This window comes from Ruminiclostridium cellobioparum DSM 1351 = ATCC 15832, assembly GCF_000621505.1.
Classification (GTDB): Bacteria; Bacillota; Clostridia; order Acetivibrionales; family DSM-1351; genus Ruminiclostridium; species Ruminiclostridium cellobioparum.
Window position 1 is genome coordinate 84,441 of sequence record NZ_JHYD01000024.1, and the last position, 15,538, is coordinate 99,978.

Below are 15,538 nucleotides of genomic sequence, written 5' to 3' on the forward strand. Positions count from 1 at the left end.
GTCACACCTAACCCCTGTAAACCGAATACTCGTCCAGAGAGTACACCTCGGCCTTATTGTCGGAGATCAGGCGTTCCAGAATGCTTAAAACGGCATTTGTCGTGTCCAGTGAAGTTATACATGGAATATTGTATTCCATTGCTGTTCTTCTGAGAATAAAGCCTTTTCTTTCAGGTATTTTGCCTCTGGTCGGAGTATTTATAACCAGAGTTATTTTATCTTCCTTGATGCTGTCCAGTACATATCCGTCCTCCAGCAGCTCCACCGGCAGAGCCGCAGAGCTCAGTATTTCGTAAGTGCCCGGTGTGGCAGACAGCCTGAAGCCCAATGTCAGAAGCTTGTTTGCAATAGCTATGCTCTCTTCCTTATCCCTGTCTGCAACAGAAAGCAGTACATTTCCGCCCGAAGGAATTTTTATGCCCGAAGCAGCAATTGCCTTGTACAGGGCATTATAATAATCCCTGTCCACTCCCATGACTTCACCTGTGGACTTCATCTCAGGCCCAAGGAAAGTATCAACGGTGGTCAGCTTGGCAAAAGAAAATACAGGTGCCTTTACGGCGTAGAACTCGGTCTCCTTTGCAAGACCGTTTTTGTAGCCCAGTTCAGATAGGGTTTTACCCATAATAAGCCGGGTTGCCACACTGACCATGGGTATTCCGGTGATTTTGCTCATTATGGGAACAGTCCTGCTGGCACGCGGATTTACTTCAATGACATAAACCTTTTCGCTGCTGTCCATGACAAACTGTATGTTAAACAGGCCTACCACCTTTAATGCCTTTGAAAGACGGATTGTATAGTCTTCGATAGTGGTTTTGGCCTTCCTGGAAAGATTTCTCGGAGGATATACCGCAATGCTGTCTCCGGAGTGAACGCCGGCCCGCTCGATATGCTCCATGATGCCGGGTATCAGAACTTCATTTCCATCGCATATTCCGTCAACTTCCATTTCCCTTCCGGTAATGTATTTGTCAATAAGTATGGGGTGGGCCGTTGAAATATCGGAAGCCATCTGTATGTACTCCTGAAGAGTCTTATCGTCATACACGATTTCCATTGCACGTCCGCCGAGGACATAGGAAGGTCTTACAAGGACCGGATAACCTATTTCATTGGCAATGTGCCTGGCCTGCTCGAAGGAAAAAGCTGTTTTTCCTTCGGGGATGGGAATATCCAGCTCCTCCAGCAGCTTGAGGAATTTATCCCTGTCTTCGGCGATATCTATGCTCTGAACCGAAGTACCCAGTATTTTAACGCCTTCCGAGTGGAGGGTTTCAGCAAGGTTTATAGCCGTCTGGCCTCCAAACTGTACTATGACTCCCAGGGGCTTCTCCTTTTGAATGATGTCCAGGACACATTCCTTTGTAAGAGGTTCGAAATAGAGCTTATCCGAGGTATCAAAGTCGGTGCTTACCGTCTCGGGGTTATTATTTATAATAATGGATTCTATTCCAAGTTCTTTTAAGGTTTCCACAGAATGCACGCTGCAGTAGTCAAACTCAATACCCTGACCGATCCTGATAGGGCCTGAGCCTATGACCAGAACCTTGTCTCCTTCGGTAACCTCAATATCGTCCTTTTCCTCGTAAGTGGAGTAATAATAAGGAGTAACGGCTTCAAACTCTCCGGCACAGGTATCTACTATTTTGTAAACCGGATTGATAGGATACTTTTCTCTCAATTCCAGTATTTTTTCCAGAGGCTCGTTGGTAAGGTTTGCGATGTAGGAATCCCCAAAGCCTATTTTCTTTGCTCTTGAGTAAAGGTCATAATCCAGCCATGCAATTCCGGCATTGGTTATCTCCTCACCGAGTCTGACTATTTTTTTGAGCTTTCTGATAAAGAAGTCATCTATTTTGGTTATTCTGACTATTTCACCGGCTGAAACACCTTTTTGAAGAGCCTTGCAAATTGCAAATATACGCTGGTCGCTGGGGTGTTCCACATACTCCAGCAGCTCTTCGCGGCTCTTGTTGTCAAACAGGCTCAGGCCCAGCTGATAATTGAATTTAATGTCAAGTGAATCTATTGCCTTGAGCAGGGATTCCTCAAAGGTGCGGCCTATGGCCATGACTTCTCCGGTTGCCTTCATCTGGGTCCCAAGGCTTCTGTCGGCATTTGCAAACTTGTCGAAGGGCCAGCGGGGGACTTTGGTGACAACATAGTCCAGTGACGGCTCGAAGCAGGCGCTGGTATTCTTTGTTACAGAGTTCTTTATCTCGTCAAGAGTCATACCGATGGCAATCTTTGCGGTAACACGGGCAATGGGATAGCCCGTTGCTTTTGAGGCAAGGGCACTTGACCGGCTGACTCTCGGGTTTACTTCTATAACGACATATTCATAGCTGACAGGGTTCAATGCAAACTGTATGTTGCAGCCGCCCTTGATGTCAAGAGCCCTGATTATTTTTATGGATGCCGTCCTGAGCATCTGGTACTCAATATCCGAGAGAGTCTGGCTGGGGGCGACGACAATACTGTCCCCGGTGTGAACTCCGACCGGATCAAAATTTTCCATATTACATATGATTATGCAGTTGTCGTTGCTGTCACGCATGACCTCGTACTCAATTTCCTTCCAGCCCGCAACACTCTGCTCCAGAAGGACCTGACTGATCATGCTGAGCTTGAGGCCTTTGCCGCATATATATCTGAATTCTTCCATATTGGTGGCAATACCGCCGCCCGAACCGCCCAGCGTATAGGCAGGCCTGATGATTATGGGAAAGCCTATTTCTTGGGCAAAGGCCACCGCGTCCTGCATATTGGTGACAATTTTGCTGTGGGCGACCTTTTCATCTATTTCCTGCATGGTCTCCTTGAAGAGTTCCCTGTCCTCGGCTTTTTTTATTGAGGAGAGGGAAGTGCCCAGAAGCTGTATGTTCATCTCGTCCAGAATTCCGTCCTCCGCAAGCTGGACAGCCATGTTAAGACCTGTCTGGCCTCCAAGGGAGGCCAGTATTCCGTCGGGTTTTTCCTTATAGATAATTTTTTTTACAAATTCAAGGGTTATGGGTTCAATATAAACTTTGTCTGCCGATTGCGTATCGGTCATTATTGTAGCAGGATTACTATTTATGAGGACAACCTCGATACCTTCTTCTCTGAGAGACTTGCAGGCCTGTGTGCCCGAGTAGTCAAACTCTGCGGCCTGGCCTATGATAATGGGGCCTGAACCTATTACCAACACCTTTTTTATATCTGAATTTTTTGACATATTGACCTCCGTGAGCCGTGTTATGACTTTAAGCCGCAACAGCGGCCAAAAAAATATTGATAAAAATTTTACTTCATATTAAATTATGCCATCATATTTACAAAGTCATCGAATATATAAGCTGAATCCTGAGGACCGGGCGCCGCTTCGGGATGGTACTGCACGCTGATAATGGGCAGCCGCTTATGTCTGAAACCCTCAATGGTATTATCATTTACGTTGGTATGAGTGATAACGATATCATCATTGGAGCTGTTATCAATAGCATAGTTGTGGTTTTGTGACGTAATGTAGCATCTTCCTGTGATGTTGTCCTTGACCGGATGGTTTCCGCCGTGATGTCCGAATTTCAGCTTTGTTACGCTGCAGTCCAGGGACAGTCCCAGCAGCTGGTGTCCGAGACATATTCCCAACATTGGCTTTACTCCCAGGAGTTTCTGAATGGTCTTTTTGGCGGCTGTGAGCTCCCGTGGGTCCCCAGGGCCGTTTGACAGCAGTATTCCGTCCGGGCTGCAGGCCATTATTTCCTCATAGGAACTGAAGGCGGGAAGTATATGTATGTCACAGTTTCTTTTCTCAAGTGAACGTACGATATTGCTCTTTACTCCGAAATCCAGGAGAGCAACCCTTTTTCCCTTTCCGGGAATATGGAGTGGAGTTTTGGAGGTGACCTCCATAACAAGGTTTCTTGGTATTGCCTTGTAAGCCTGAAGATTTTTGCTCAGGATATCAAGATTTCCGCATTCGGTGGAGATTATTCCAAACATGCTGCCATGTTTTCTGATGTGCTGTGTCAATGCTCTGGTATCAATACTTTTTATACCGACGATATTATGCTTTGCAAAATATTGTTCGGGATCGATGGTATATCTCCAGTTGCTGGGCGTGGAACAGAGCTCCTTGACTATGAAGCCCTGTACATGAGGTTTGTAGGATTCATTATCCGACGTGTTGAAACCATAGTTTCCTATCAGCGGGTAGGTCATGGTTACAATCTGTCCGTTATAGGAAGGATCCGTAGCAATCTCCTGGTATCCTGTCATACTTGTATTGAAAACTATTTCCCCGGCAGTTTCACCGCTTTTTCCAAAGCCTTCTCCCGAAAAATAAGTACCATCTTCCAACAACAAAACTGCTTTCATATATTTGCCTCCAAACTGGGTAAGATGTTCAAAATAGCGCTGTGTACTAAGCTACTTCCTTTATGGTCTCTTCTAGGACAGAAATAAAATTATCCGCATCCTGCTCGGTAATTATCAATGGCGGGAGTATTCTAAGTATTTTATCGCCTATGCTGGCTATAAGATATTTCTTCTCAAACATTTTATTTTTTACAAACGGAGCTACAGGCCGGTTTAATTCAATTGCTATCATTAAACCCGAGGCTCTGATTTCCGAAATGAGCGGACAGGAGCCGGACGACAGAACCTGAAGCTTTTCTTTTATGTATTCCCCGAGCTTTTGCGCATTTTCGGGGAGCTTTTCTTCCTTCATTATTTTCATAACTGCAAGACCGGCAGTACAAGCCAGTGGATTGCCTCCAAAGGTTGAGCCATGATCACCGGGCGCGAAGGCTTGTGCTACGTTTTCCTTTGCACAGACCGCCCCGATTGGAATACCTCCACCGAGAGCTTTTGCCAGTGTGAATATGTCGGGCTCAATATCATATTTTTGATATCCGAACAGTTTGCCCGTTCTTCCCATGCCCGTCTGTACCTCGTCAAATATGAGCAGGAGGTTTTTTTCCCTGCAAAGCTCTTTCACCTTTGCAAGGTATTGGGCGTCACAGGGATATACGCCGCTTTCACCCTGAACAGGTTCCAGCATGACTGCACATGTATTTACGTTTACAGCTGCCTTCAGAGCATTGAAATCATTCATGGGCACTTTTCTGAAACCCTGGGTAAGGGGTTCGAAAGGTTTTGCATATTTATCCTGCCCGGTAGCACTCAAAGTGGTTATTGTCCTGCCGTGAAAGGATTTCTCAAAAGTGATGATCTCATATTTTTCAGGCATTCCAAGTTTTTTAAAGTAGATCCTGGCCAGTTTGATTGCTCCTTCGTTGGCTTCAGCCCCGCTGTTTGCAAAGAATATCCTGTCTGCACAGGAATTTTCGCACAGCGACCTGGCCAGCATGGCCTGTGATTCTATGTAATAAAGGTTTGAGCAATGTATGAGCTTTGATAGTTGTTCCGATACCATTTCAACAAAAGTGGGGTGAGAATACCCGATGGAATTGACGGCTATTCCTGAGAAAAAATCTGTATATTTTTCACCGTCTGTGCTCCAGAGGCTTATACCCTGACCTCTTTCGAAAGCAACAGGAGTTCTTTTTCCAAATGTATTCATAAAATATTGACTATCGTATTCCTGTATATCCTTGACCAACATATTAACCTCCTAAGCCATTTATGGCTTTGAGCCGCAGCACGGCCACAAAATAATAATAAAATTTGTTTACTCCTACATCCGCTGTAAGGTGAATAAAGGAAATAAAAAACAATGTATAATTAATAATTATACATTGTTGTGCATAAAAATGCAATATTATAATGATATTTTATTTTATTGTTTAAAGATACTTATTTCTCAAGCTGCTGTAGGAATCCTCAAGGGACAGCAGATAGGAATACAGGCGGTTGCTGTTTTCTTCCTCCATAAAATTGAACATCATGCTATATTTATACAGGGAATCCTCTCTGGACATTCTCAGAATTTCGCCCTTTGCATATACCGATGAACTATCCTCAAGCAGTATGTTTATTTCACAGCAGGTATTCACGGGAATTTCCCTGTCCATCAGAAATGCCACTCCTCCGAGAGAGAGATTTGATGTGCTGCAGTAATAACTCTCATTGCCGTTGGTAAGGGTAGCGGGCAGACAGACATCCAGGCGGGGAAATACACGGTGGTTCAGGTTTGCGGCGACATGATCAATTTTGACATTTATGTAGGGAGAAGCAGACAGCTCTATTTTGGAAATTACACCTTTTATATTATATTCGAAGTATTCATTCTTATATTTTATTTCTACATTTGTATTGGTAAAAAGGCAGGCTTTCATCAAGTCGTTTGTAAGAGGTATGTTTAATGTATCTCCGTTGCATTGGGATACAATATTCAGAGACCAGGCTGTCTGATTGAATATTCGGAAACTGATCAAGGCTCCGGGAATAATTAATTTTGAAATACATGCACTGTTCAAAGATTTTTGCCTCCTAGAACTATATAACCGTATTTTTCCATATTTGCTACAATAAAAACGATATAACATTTCTTAGTACATTATATATTAAGAAATGCCATATCACAACAACATAGCCAAAAATGGTACATTCTTCCCAGAGTTATACAGGACGGTGTTTTATTATCCCAGATGCTCATATTTCCCCAATATCAGCTGACTAATACAGGGCCTCATTTTCATGATACAGCTTTTTATCCTTCATGATCATGGTTCCGATGCCCTTGTATGTAAAAATTTCAAGCAATATGCAGTGGGGGATTCTTCCGTCAATAATGTGGGTTCTTCCCACGCCTTTCTCCAGGGCGTCGACACAGCCAAGAACCTTTGGGATCATACCGCCGGCAATGATTTTTTTATCTATGAGATCATGTACTTCGTCAATTGTAAGGGCCGGAATAATGTTTTCGCTGTCCCTGGAAGGTTTTACACCCTCAACATCTGTCAAAAGCATGAGTTTCTCGGCTTTCAGGGCTGCGGCTATTTCACCTGCAACGGTATCGGCATTTATATTGTAGCTTTCTCCGTTAGGTCCCACACCGATTGGTGCAACGACAGGTATGTATTCATCTTTTGATATGAGCTCCAGAACCTTAGAGTTAATCTTTGTTATGGAGCCGACATAACCGATATCCTTTAATTCACCGTCAATTTCGGTTTTGTACTGCTCGCATTCAATGAGCTTGCCGTCGATGCCGCAGAGGCCTATGGCTTTGGCGCCTTTACTATTGAGCAATGAGACTATTTCCTTATTGGTTTTGCCCACAAGTACCATCTGTGCAACCTCGATGGTTTGGGAGTCCGTGACTCTGAGACCGTTGACGAATTCACTTTTGACATCAAATTTCTGAAGAGCTTTATTGATATCCGGACCGCCGCCGTGAACCAATACGGGATTCATGCCTATGTATTTCAAAAGTGTGATATCTTCTATTACGGAGTTTTTTAATTCTTCGTTGATCATGGCGTTGCCGCCGTATTTTATTACTACGGTTTTTCCGTATAACTTTTGTATATAAGGTAATGCTTCAATGAGTATTTCAGCCTTCTTTATAAGATTGTCATAATTCATAAGAAAACCCCCTGATAAATTGAAATTATAAACAGAGACTTGCCTGCATATTTATATAAGCCCGGTATCCTCTCTTAAACCCAGCATAATGTTCATATTTTGAATTGCCGCTCCCGAGGAACCTTTTCCCAGGTTATCCAATACCGATACCAGCATGATTTGATCGGTATTGCCCGTAACGTATATCTCAATATAATTTGTATTGTTGACCCTTGTTGCCCCGATGAAGTTGTTGATGTATTCCTTTTCAGTGCCTAAAGGCATCACTTTTATAAACTTCTCCCGGCTGTAATAGTCTGTCAGAAACCCGTGGATATCTTCTTTGGACAATGGCTTCTGAAGTAATCTGGGGTAAACAGGTACGCAAACCGACATACCTTTATAGTAGGGACAAACTATGGGAGAAAACAAAGGGGCGTATTTAAGACCGCTGATAACAGTCATTTCAGGTATATGCTTGTGAGTCAGGTCAAGTGCATATAGCTGCGGACTTTCAAAAGGATTTCCGTCAGGTGCTTCAAATTGGGCAATTAATTTTTTTCCGCCGCCGCTGTAGCCTGAAATTGCATGCGCAGTCACCGGATAGTCTTTTTGCACCAATCCTTCCGAAACCAGCGGATACATGAGGCTGATAAAGCCGGTGGCATAGCAGCCGGGTACCGATACTCTTGCCGAATTCTCGATTTTGGAACGGTGGTGCCTGCTCAGTTCAGGAAGTCCGTACGCCCAATCGCCGTTTGTTCTGTGGGCGGTGCTGGCATCGATTACCCTGGTCGCGGGATTGTCAATCAGCGATACTGCTTCGGCTGCAGCCGCATCCGGCAGGCAGAGAAAAACTACATCAGCCTGGTTAAGGCATTTTTTTCTTTCATTAATATCTTTTCTTTTTTCAGCATCTATTTTTAGTATGTAAAGATCATTTCTTGCAGCCAATCTTTCGTTGATCTGAAGTCCGGTCGTACCTTCGCTTCCATCTACAAAAACTTTAAATTTCATAGTCATCCTCCAATCCACACAGAGATCTCACTGCTGTGATTTCATAACTGCGATTTTATAATTATACAACGTAATGCATAAAAATTCAATAATTTATAGTTTAATCACACTTAATGAGTACAATAGCATAATATTGGTAATTAATAGTCTTAAAAAATTATGAAAAGTGCATAAATACATGCTAAAATGCATAATAAATGCCGCATGTACACATAAAAAACGGCATTATACAAAAGTACTAAAAGCAAAAATTTAATTTTGTTAAAAAGCAATATGGTTTGTACTAGGCTTGCAGTGTATCATATTAGTATAGAAGTAATAAATACAAATTTGCGTGAAAACAAATAGCGAGTTTTGGGGAGGTAATAAAAATGGCTAGCTTAAAGCTAAAGAATATTTACAAGAGATATGCAGGTGGAGTAACTGCGGTTAATGATTTTAACCTTGATATCGAACACAATGAATTCCTCGTTCTGGTTGGACCTTCAGGTTGTGGTAAAACCACTACACTCAGGATGATCGCCGGTTTGGAAGAAATTTCAGAAGGTGAATTGTACATTGGAGATAAATTGGTTAATGATGTTGCTCCTAAGGATAGAGATATAGCAATGGTTTTCCAGAACTACGCATTGTATCCTCATATGACAGTTTTCGATAATATGGCTTTTGGTTTGAAACTCAGAAAAACTCCAAAGGATGAAATCAAAAAACGTGTTAATGAAGCAGCAAAAATACTTGATATAGAGCATTTGCTTGATAGAAAGCCAAAGGCTTTGTCAGGTGGTCAGAGACAGAGAGTTGCGTTGGGCCGTGCTATAGTACGTGAACCTAAAGTATTCTTAATGGACGAACCTCTTTCAAACCTGGATGCAAAGCTCAGAGTACAGATGAGAACTGAGATAGGAAGACTTCACAACAGACTTAACACAACATTTATATATGTAACACATGACCAGACAGAAGCTATGACAATGGGTACAAGAATCGTTGTTATGAAGGACGGTTACATCCAGCAGGTTGATTCACCGACTTCACTTTATGACAGACCTTGCAACCAGTTCGTTGCTACATTTATCGGCAGCCCGCAAATGAACCTTATAAACGCTGTTCTTACACAACGCGGCAATGATTTGCACCTCGTATTCGGTAAGAGCGACATTAAAATTCCTGAAGGAAAAGCCAAGAAACTTGAAGGAACTGATTACATCGGCAAGGAAGTTATCGTCGGTATCAGACCTGAAAATATCCATGATGAAGCCATGTATCTGGAATCAATGCCAGACAGTATCGTTGAAGCTCATGTTGACCTGGTTGAAATGCTTGGTGCTGAAACCTTCCTTTACATGATAATTGAAGGAGCTACAGCAACTACTACGGCAAGAGTTAACGCCAGATCAAAGACCAAGACCGGTGACGTTATCAAGGTTGCATTTGATGCAAACAAGATTCACCTGTTCGACAAGGAAACCGAGCGTACAATTATTAACTGATAACAATAAAGCAAAAAAGGAAAGCTTAGGCTTTCCTTTTTTTATATTCTGAATTAGAATGATAAATAGCAGGTTTACAAAAGATAATCAATAAAGGAGTTTGAAATGAAGCTTGCATACAAAAGTACTCTTCATGCATGCTATTTGGGTTATATTACACAGGCTATAGTTAATAATCTGGCTCCGCTGCTTTTTATAATATTTCAGAACAGCTTCCAAATTTCCTTCGAAATGATAGGAAGATTGATATTGCTGAATTTTGGAACACAGCTGGTTGTGGATGCCCTGGCTGTCAAATATGTGGACAGGATCGGTTACAGGATTTCAATCGTTTCAGCACATGCATTCAGTGCTGCCGGACTTATAGCATTGGGCATGCTGCCCCGCTTATTCCCGTCAGCGTACGCGGGGCTGATGGTTTCAGTTGTTATATATGCCATTGGGGGAGGTCTTATTGAGGTACTGGTGAGCCCCATTGTGGATTCTTTGCCCGGAGATGCCAAAGCCTCTGCCATGAGCCTGCTGCACTCCTTCTATTCCTGGGGACAGGTCGGGGTTGTGGCGGTAACCACCCTGCTGCTGAGGATCATGGGTGAAGGTTCCTGGTATATGCTTCCTGTTGCCTGGGCAATTATACCATTATATAATATGATAAGATTTATAAAAGTTCCTCTGGTGGAAGCAATGCCCGAACACGAAAAAATACCTGTGAGAAAACTGCTCAATTCACGTTTGTTTATTACAGCAATGCTGCTCATGTTGTGTGCCGGAGCTTCCGAGCAGGCAATGTCCCAATGGGCATCGCTCTTTGCCGAAAAAGGCCTTCAGGTTCCAAAGGTGATGGGGGATTTGCTGGGCCCATGTCTGTTTGCAGTACTGATGGGAACAGGCAGGACCGTATATGGAATATGGGGACACAGGATTCACCTGGAGAGAGCGCTTGCAGCCAGTGCCGCACTTTGTGCAGCCTGCTATCTTATTACGGTCTTTGTGCAGGTGCCTGTAATATCACTTTTGAGCTGTGCGGCATGCGGTTTTGCTGTCAGCCTGATGTGGCCCGGTGTTTTCAGCCTGACGGCCGGACGCTATCCAAAGGGCGGAACGGCTATGTTTGGAATACTTGCAATATTTGGTGATTTGGGATGTGCATTCGGACCGTGGCTTGCCGGATGGATATCGGATTTTTCACAAAAATCCGAAAAGCTCCTCAGACTGGCAGCGGAATACAGCCTGCAGCCCGAACAGCTGGGCTTGAAATCAGGCATGCTGGCTGCTGCCGTTTTCCCGGTTATAATGCTATTGGGACTGGCAGTATTTAGGACAAAGGACTATTCAAAATAAATTTACAATATGCATTGTAGTAAAAAAAAGTGTTATAGTGTATAATTTTAATATATTGTGAACTGATTGGAAGAAAATTCACATATTTCGAAAGCAGGAGGTAAGTATGTCTGTTAAACTATTTCAGACGCTATCGGACAAATATAGCGAAATTATAAATAAAGAAGTCGGGGTAACTGACGATAGTGGTATTATAATATCACATTCCAATTTTCAGATGATTGGACAGCAGGATCCCAATGCAGCAGCCTTTCTACAGGAAAAGAACCTTCAGCAGACTATCAACGGCCGGATTTATAACAAGGTTGTCGTTAAAAACAAGGTTGAGTTCGTAACCTTTATTCAGTCCAGTGAGCCCCAGGATATCAAATACCTTGAGTTATTCACTTTAAATATCCTTAATTTAAAAAGTTATTATGATGAAAAATATGATAAAAATACATTTATTAAGAATATTATAGTAGAAAATATTTTACCGGGTGATATTCTGGTAAGATCCAAGGAGCTTCACATTGATTACAATGCCATGAGAGTGGTTTTCCTGGTAAATGCCACAAGTGAGCGTGACATACATGTTCATGAAGTTATTGAAAGCTTGTTCCCAAACAAGAGCAAGGATTTTGTCGTTGTAATAGACAATGACAATGTTGTCCTTGTAAAAGAGGTCAAGAGCAAGGATGATTATAAGGAAGTATTCAAAATAGCACGTATAATCATTGATACCCTAAATGCCGAACTGATGGTAAAGGCATCTATCGGAATCGGTACTATTATCGCCAATTTAAAGGATATTACCAAGTCGTACAAGGAAGCTCAGATGTCCATGATTATCGGTCATATTTTCAGTGAGGAAAATAATATTTATGACTATAACAATCTTGGAATAGGACGTCTGGTGTATCATATTCCTACATCCTTATGCCAGTTGTTTTTAGATGAAGTGTTCAAGGATAACTCTGCCGATTCATTGGATAATGAAACCATGCTGACAATACAGAAGTTCTTTGAAAACAATCTGAATGTTAGCGAAACCGCAAGGCAGCTCTATATCCACAGAAATACTCTTGTTTACAGACTGGAAAAAATCAAGAGGCTGACCGGGCTGGAGCTGACCAGCTTTGATGATGCTGTTATCTTCAAACTGGCTATATTGGTCAAAAAATACCTGGCCAATATAAATGACTAAAAGATAAGGGGTAATCCAATTGGTTGAGTTTATAGATGTAATGAAAAGATATCCCAATGGAACAGTTGCTCTAAAAGGAATAAATCTCAAAATAAATAAGGGTGACTTTGCTTTTATTGTCGGGACAAGCGGGTCAGGCAAATCGACACTGCTAAAGCTTTTAATGAAAGAGGAAACTGTAACGGAGGGCGAAGTAATAGTTAACGGCTATCAACTGTCGACTTTAGTACCCAAACAAATTCCATATTTACGCCGCGGCATGGGAATGGTGTTTCAGGATTTCAGGCTGCTTCCAAACAAAACTGTATATGAAAATGTTGCTTTCGCCATGGAAATAACCGAATGCCTCCCAAGAGAAATCCGCAGGCAGGTGCCGATGTCTCTGGCATTGGTTGGTCTGAGCCGTAAAGCCAACGCATATCCTCACCAGCTGTCAGGTGGTGAGCAGCAGCGTGTTGCCATTGCCAGATCCCTGGTTAATAATCCGGCTTTACTGATTGCTGATGAACCGACAGGAAATCTTGATCCCGAAAACTCCTGGGAAATAGTTAAACTTCTTTCCGAGGTAAATCAGAGAGGTACCACAGTAATAGTTGCTACACATGAAAAAAGTATCGTTGATGCAATGAAAAAGAGAGTTATTGCCATCGACAAGGGTAAAATTATCAGAGATCAGCAGAAAGGGCTTTACGGGGATGAAGATACGGAGTTTAAGATATATTCTGAAGGAAAGTTTTAAAAACGCGTACAGAAACCGATTAATGTCTTTGGCATCAATAAGTATTATCAGCGCTGCACTGATTTTGTTCGGAGTTTTTTACCTGATATTGATTAATTTAAATCATAATCTGGATTTATTGTATAAGACTCCTCAAATGCAGGTAAACTGCCTGCCGGAACTGACGGATGAGCAGGTGGAGGCTGTTAAAACCGAAATTGCCAATAACCAATACATAGAGAGCTACGAGGAGGTTTCAAAAAAAGAAGCCTTTGAAAAATTAAAACAATACCTTGATACTGAAAAAAAGGATTTGGGCGGTTCGGACATTTTGGAAGGCTATGATGAGAGCATGATGTTCGTATCATTTACAGTAAAGGTAAAAGATCCACAGAACAGCGCCAGTGTGGCAAAAGAGCTGGAGTCACTGGCCGGTGTTGACAATGTCAGGTATTCTCAGAAAACCATAGATTTTATTTTGCAGGTGTCAAACTGGGTTAAAATTGTCAGCTTTGTGCTGATTGGGCTATTGCTGATTATATCGTTATTTATTATTTCCAATACTATCAAGCTGACGGTATTTGCAAGGCGCAAGGAAATAAATATAATGAAATACATAGGTGCGACCGACTGGTTTATCCGCTGGCCCTTTGTTTTTGAAGGAGTATTGATGGGGTTTCTGGGGGCCGTTATTGCATTTGTTCTGGTAGCTTATATATACGGGTTTGCACAGCCCAGGCTGTCCGAACAGTTCAGCGGAGGATTTGAAATGGTTCAGTTTGGGGGCGTATGGAGTACTCTGATTCTGATATATGTGGGAATCAGTGCTCTGATAGGTGCTTCGGGAAGTGTAATGTCAATCAGGAAGCATTTGCATGTTTAGTAATTATCTTTAAATAAATAAATTTTTGTTGTATAATAAGATTTGTGGGTTTATTATTTTATTTTAAAAAAACATAGGATAAATATGGGGGGATAAGATGAAGAGATTATCAACGGTAGCGTTGGTTGCTATTTACATATTTTCATGTGTCATTATACCTGCCAGCGCAGCATCCACTATTGATAAAACAAAACAGCAGCAGCAGAGTGTAAGCAGTGAAATCAAGAAGGTGGCCGGAGAGAAAAAGGCGGCTTCCCAGCAAATAAAGGAAAGTACCAAAGAAAAAGAATATTATGAGGCCCAGACACAAAAGGTCGAAAAAAGCTTAAACGATAAATCAAAAGAGGTTTCGAATGTTCAGTCGGACATTGAGAAAATCAGCCAGGAGATAGATAACATTCAGGCTAACTATGAAAAGAAGACCGAGTTATTTAAAACAAGAATGCGGGTAATGTATCAGAATATGAACCAATCGACCCTGGAGCTGTATGTTGAATCAAAAAACCTGAGCGAATTCTTCTCCAGGATGGACCTGATGTCAATTGTCAAGAAAAATGATGAAAAGCTTATTCAGGACATAGCTCTCAGCAAGGAAAACACCGAGCTTCAGAAACAGACAAAATACCAGGAGCTTGAAACCAAGGAAGCAGAGCTGAAAAAACTGAGCGCCAAGGCTTCGGACTATAAGATTTCAAGGGCCAAGGCCGAATCGGAAATTGAAGAGTCCAAAAACAGACTGAAGCAGGCTGAGAAAAAAGAAGATGAATTAATTGAATTGTCCAAGAAGCTGGAAAAGCAGCTGGCTCAATTAATGGATAAGAACACCAAATATGCCGGCGGTATTATGAAATGGCCCACTCCGGGGTATACAAGGGTGTCTTCACCATATGGAATGAGAATACATCCTATATATAAAGTTAAGAAAATGCACACAGGTATTGATATAGATGCTCCGTCAGGTGCCAAGATAATAGCGGCCAATTCAGGAAAAGTAATAATGGCCGGCTGGAACGGCGGTTACGGCAATTGTGTTATAATTGACCATGGCGGCGGATTAGCCACACTGTATGCCCATCAAAGTAAAATCCTGGTAAAAGTAGGAGACAGGGTTGAACGGGGTGACACCATAGGCAAAGTGGGCAGCACAGGCCTGTCAACGGGTCCTCACCTGCACTTTGAGGTTCGTAAGGATGGATCTACCGTTAATCCCCAGGGTTATGTTTAACAGGTGAACCATTGAACAAAAATATTTATAGCTATTTCAAAAACCCGCATATAAAAATGCGGGTTTAATATTATGTTTTTAAGCATATCAATATATATGACAATCTATGCTGGTTTAATAAATACTACATTATAGTTTGAAATCATGTTGATAAATTATAAGG

General features: G+C 42.1%; 12 protein-coding genes. 6 read left to right on the forward strand and 6 right to left on the reverse strand.

Translation table 11 applies throughout. The features are described 5' to 3' along the window. Positions 1-7: 7 nt before the first annotated feature. From carB to argC, 6 genes are all read right to left on the reverse strand, one after another. On the reverse strand, positions 8-3,220 hold the full coding sequence (gene carB, locus T344_RS0109705) for a carbamoyl-phosphate synthase (glutamine-hydrolyzing) large subunit (RefSeq protein WP_027628534.1): 3,213 nt from the start codon (positions 3,218-3,220) through the stop codon (positions 8-10). An 83-nt stretch (positions 3,221-3,303) separates the two neighbouring features. Beyond that, entirely contained in the window at positions 3,304-4,362 is a 1,059-nt protein-coding gene (gene carA, locus T344_RS0109710) for a glutamine-hydrolyzing carbamoyl-phosphate synthase small subunit (protein ID WP_027628535.1), read from the reverse strand. A gap of 46 nt (positions 4,363-4,408) precedes the next feature. Next, entirely contained in the window at positions 4,409-5,611 is a 1,203-nt protein-coding gene (locus tag T344_RS0109715) for an aspartate aminotransferase family protein (protein ID WP_027628536.1), read from the reverse strand. A gap of 181 nt (positions 5,612-5,792) precedes the next feature. Then, a complete protein-coding gene (locus T344_RS0109720; RefSeq protein ID WP_027628537.1) occupies positions 5,793-6,425 on the reverse strand; it encodes a PilZ domain-containing protein in 633 nt (210 codons plus the stop codon). Between the two features lie 199 nt (positions 6,426-6,624). After that, complete coding sequence (gene argB / locus T344_RS0109725) at positions 6,625-7,536, reverse strand: acetylglutamate kinase (RefSeq protein WP_027628538.1); 912 nt, start codon at positions 7,534-7,536, stop codon at positions 6,625-6,627. Positions 7,537-7,587: 51 nt separating this feature from the next. Next, the gene (gene argC, locus T344_RS0109730; RefSeq protein ID WP_027628539.1) at positions 7,588-8,532 is read right to left on the reverse strand and encodes an N-acetyl-gamma-glutamyl-phosphate reductase; all 945 of its coding nucleotides are present in this window, start codon (positions 8,530-8,532) and stop codon (positions 7,588-7,590) included. A gap of 371 nt (positions 8,533-8,903) precedes the next feature. Between argC and T344_RS0109735 the strand changes: the two genes are divergently transcribed. The 6 genes from T344_RS0109735 (at position 8,904) to T344_RS0109760 (ending at position 15,375) form a co-directional block, all read left to right on the forward strand. After that, positions 8,904-10,022: an ABC transporter ATP-binding protein gene (locus tag T344_RS0109735; RefSeq protein WP_027628540.1), complete on the forward strand. Its 1,119-nt coding sequence runs from the start codon at positions 8,904-8,906 to the stop codon at positions 10,020-10,022. 105 nt (positions 10,023-10,127) lie between these two features. Continuing rightward, positions 10,128-11,363: an MFS transporter gene (locus tag T344_RS0109740; protein ID WP_027628541.1), complete on the forward strand. Its 1,236-nt coding sequence runs from the start codon at positions 10,128-10,130 to the stop codon at positions 11,361-11,363. A gap of 106 nt (positions 11,364-11,469) precedes the next feature. Beyond that, positions 11,470-12,549 (forward strand): PucR family transcriptional regulator, encoded by a 1,080-nt coding sequence (locus T344_RS0109745; protein ID WP_027628542.1) that lies wholly within the window; start codon positions 11,470-11,472, stop codon positions 12,547-12,549. A 19-nt stretch (positions 12,550-12,568) separates the two neighbouring features. Continuing rightward, complete coding sequence (gene ftsE / locus T344_RS0109750; protein ID WP_004627539.1) at positions 12,569-13,288, forward strand: cell division ATP-binding protein FtsE; 720 nt, start codon at positions 12,569-12,571, stop codon at positions 13,286-13,288. Continuing rightward, entirely contained in the window at positions 13,245-14,150 is a 906-nt protein-coding gene (gene ftsX, locus T344_RS0109755) for a permease-like cell division protein FtsX (RefSeq protein ID WP_004627696.1), read from the forward strand. The genes ftsE and ftsX overlap by 44 nt, the downstream gene beginning before the upstream one ends. A 97-nt stretch (positions 14,151-14,247) precedes the next feature. Then, on the forward strand, positions 14,248-15,375 hold the full coding sequence (locus tag T344_RS0109760) for a murein hydrolase activator EnvC family protein (protein ID WP_027628543.1): 1,128 nt from the start codon (positions 14,248-14,250) through the stop codon (positions 15,373-15,375). Positions 15,376-15,538 lie beyond the last annotated feature (163 nt).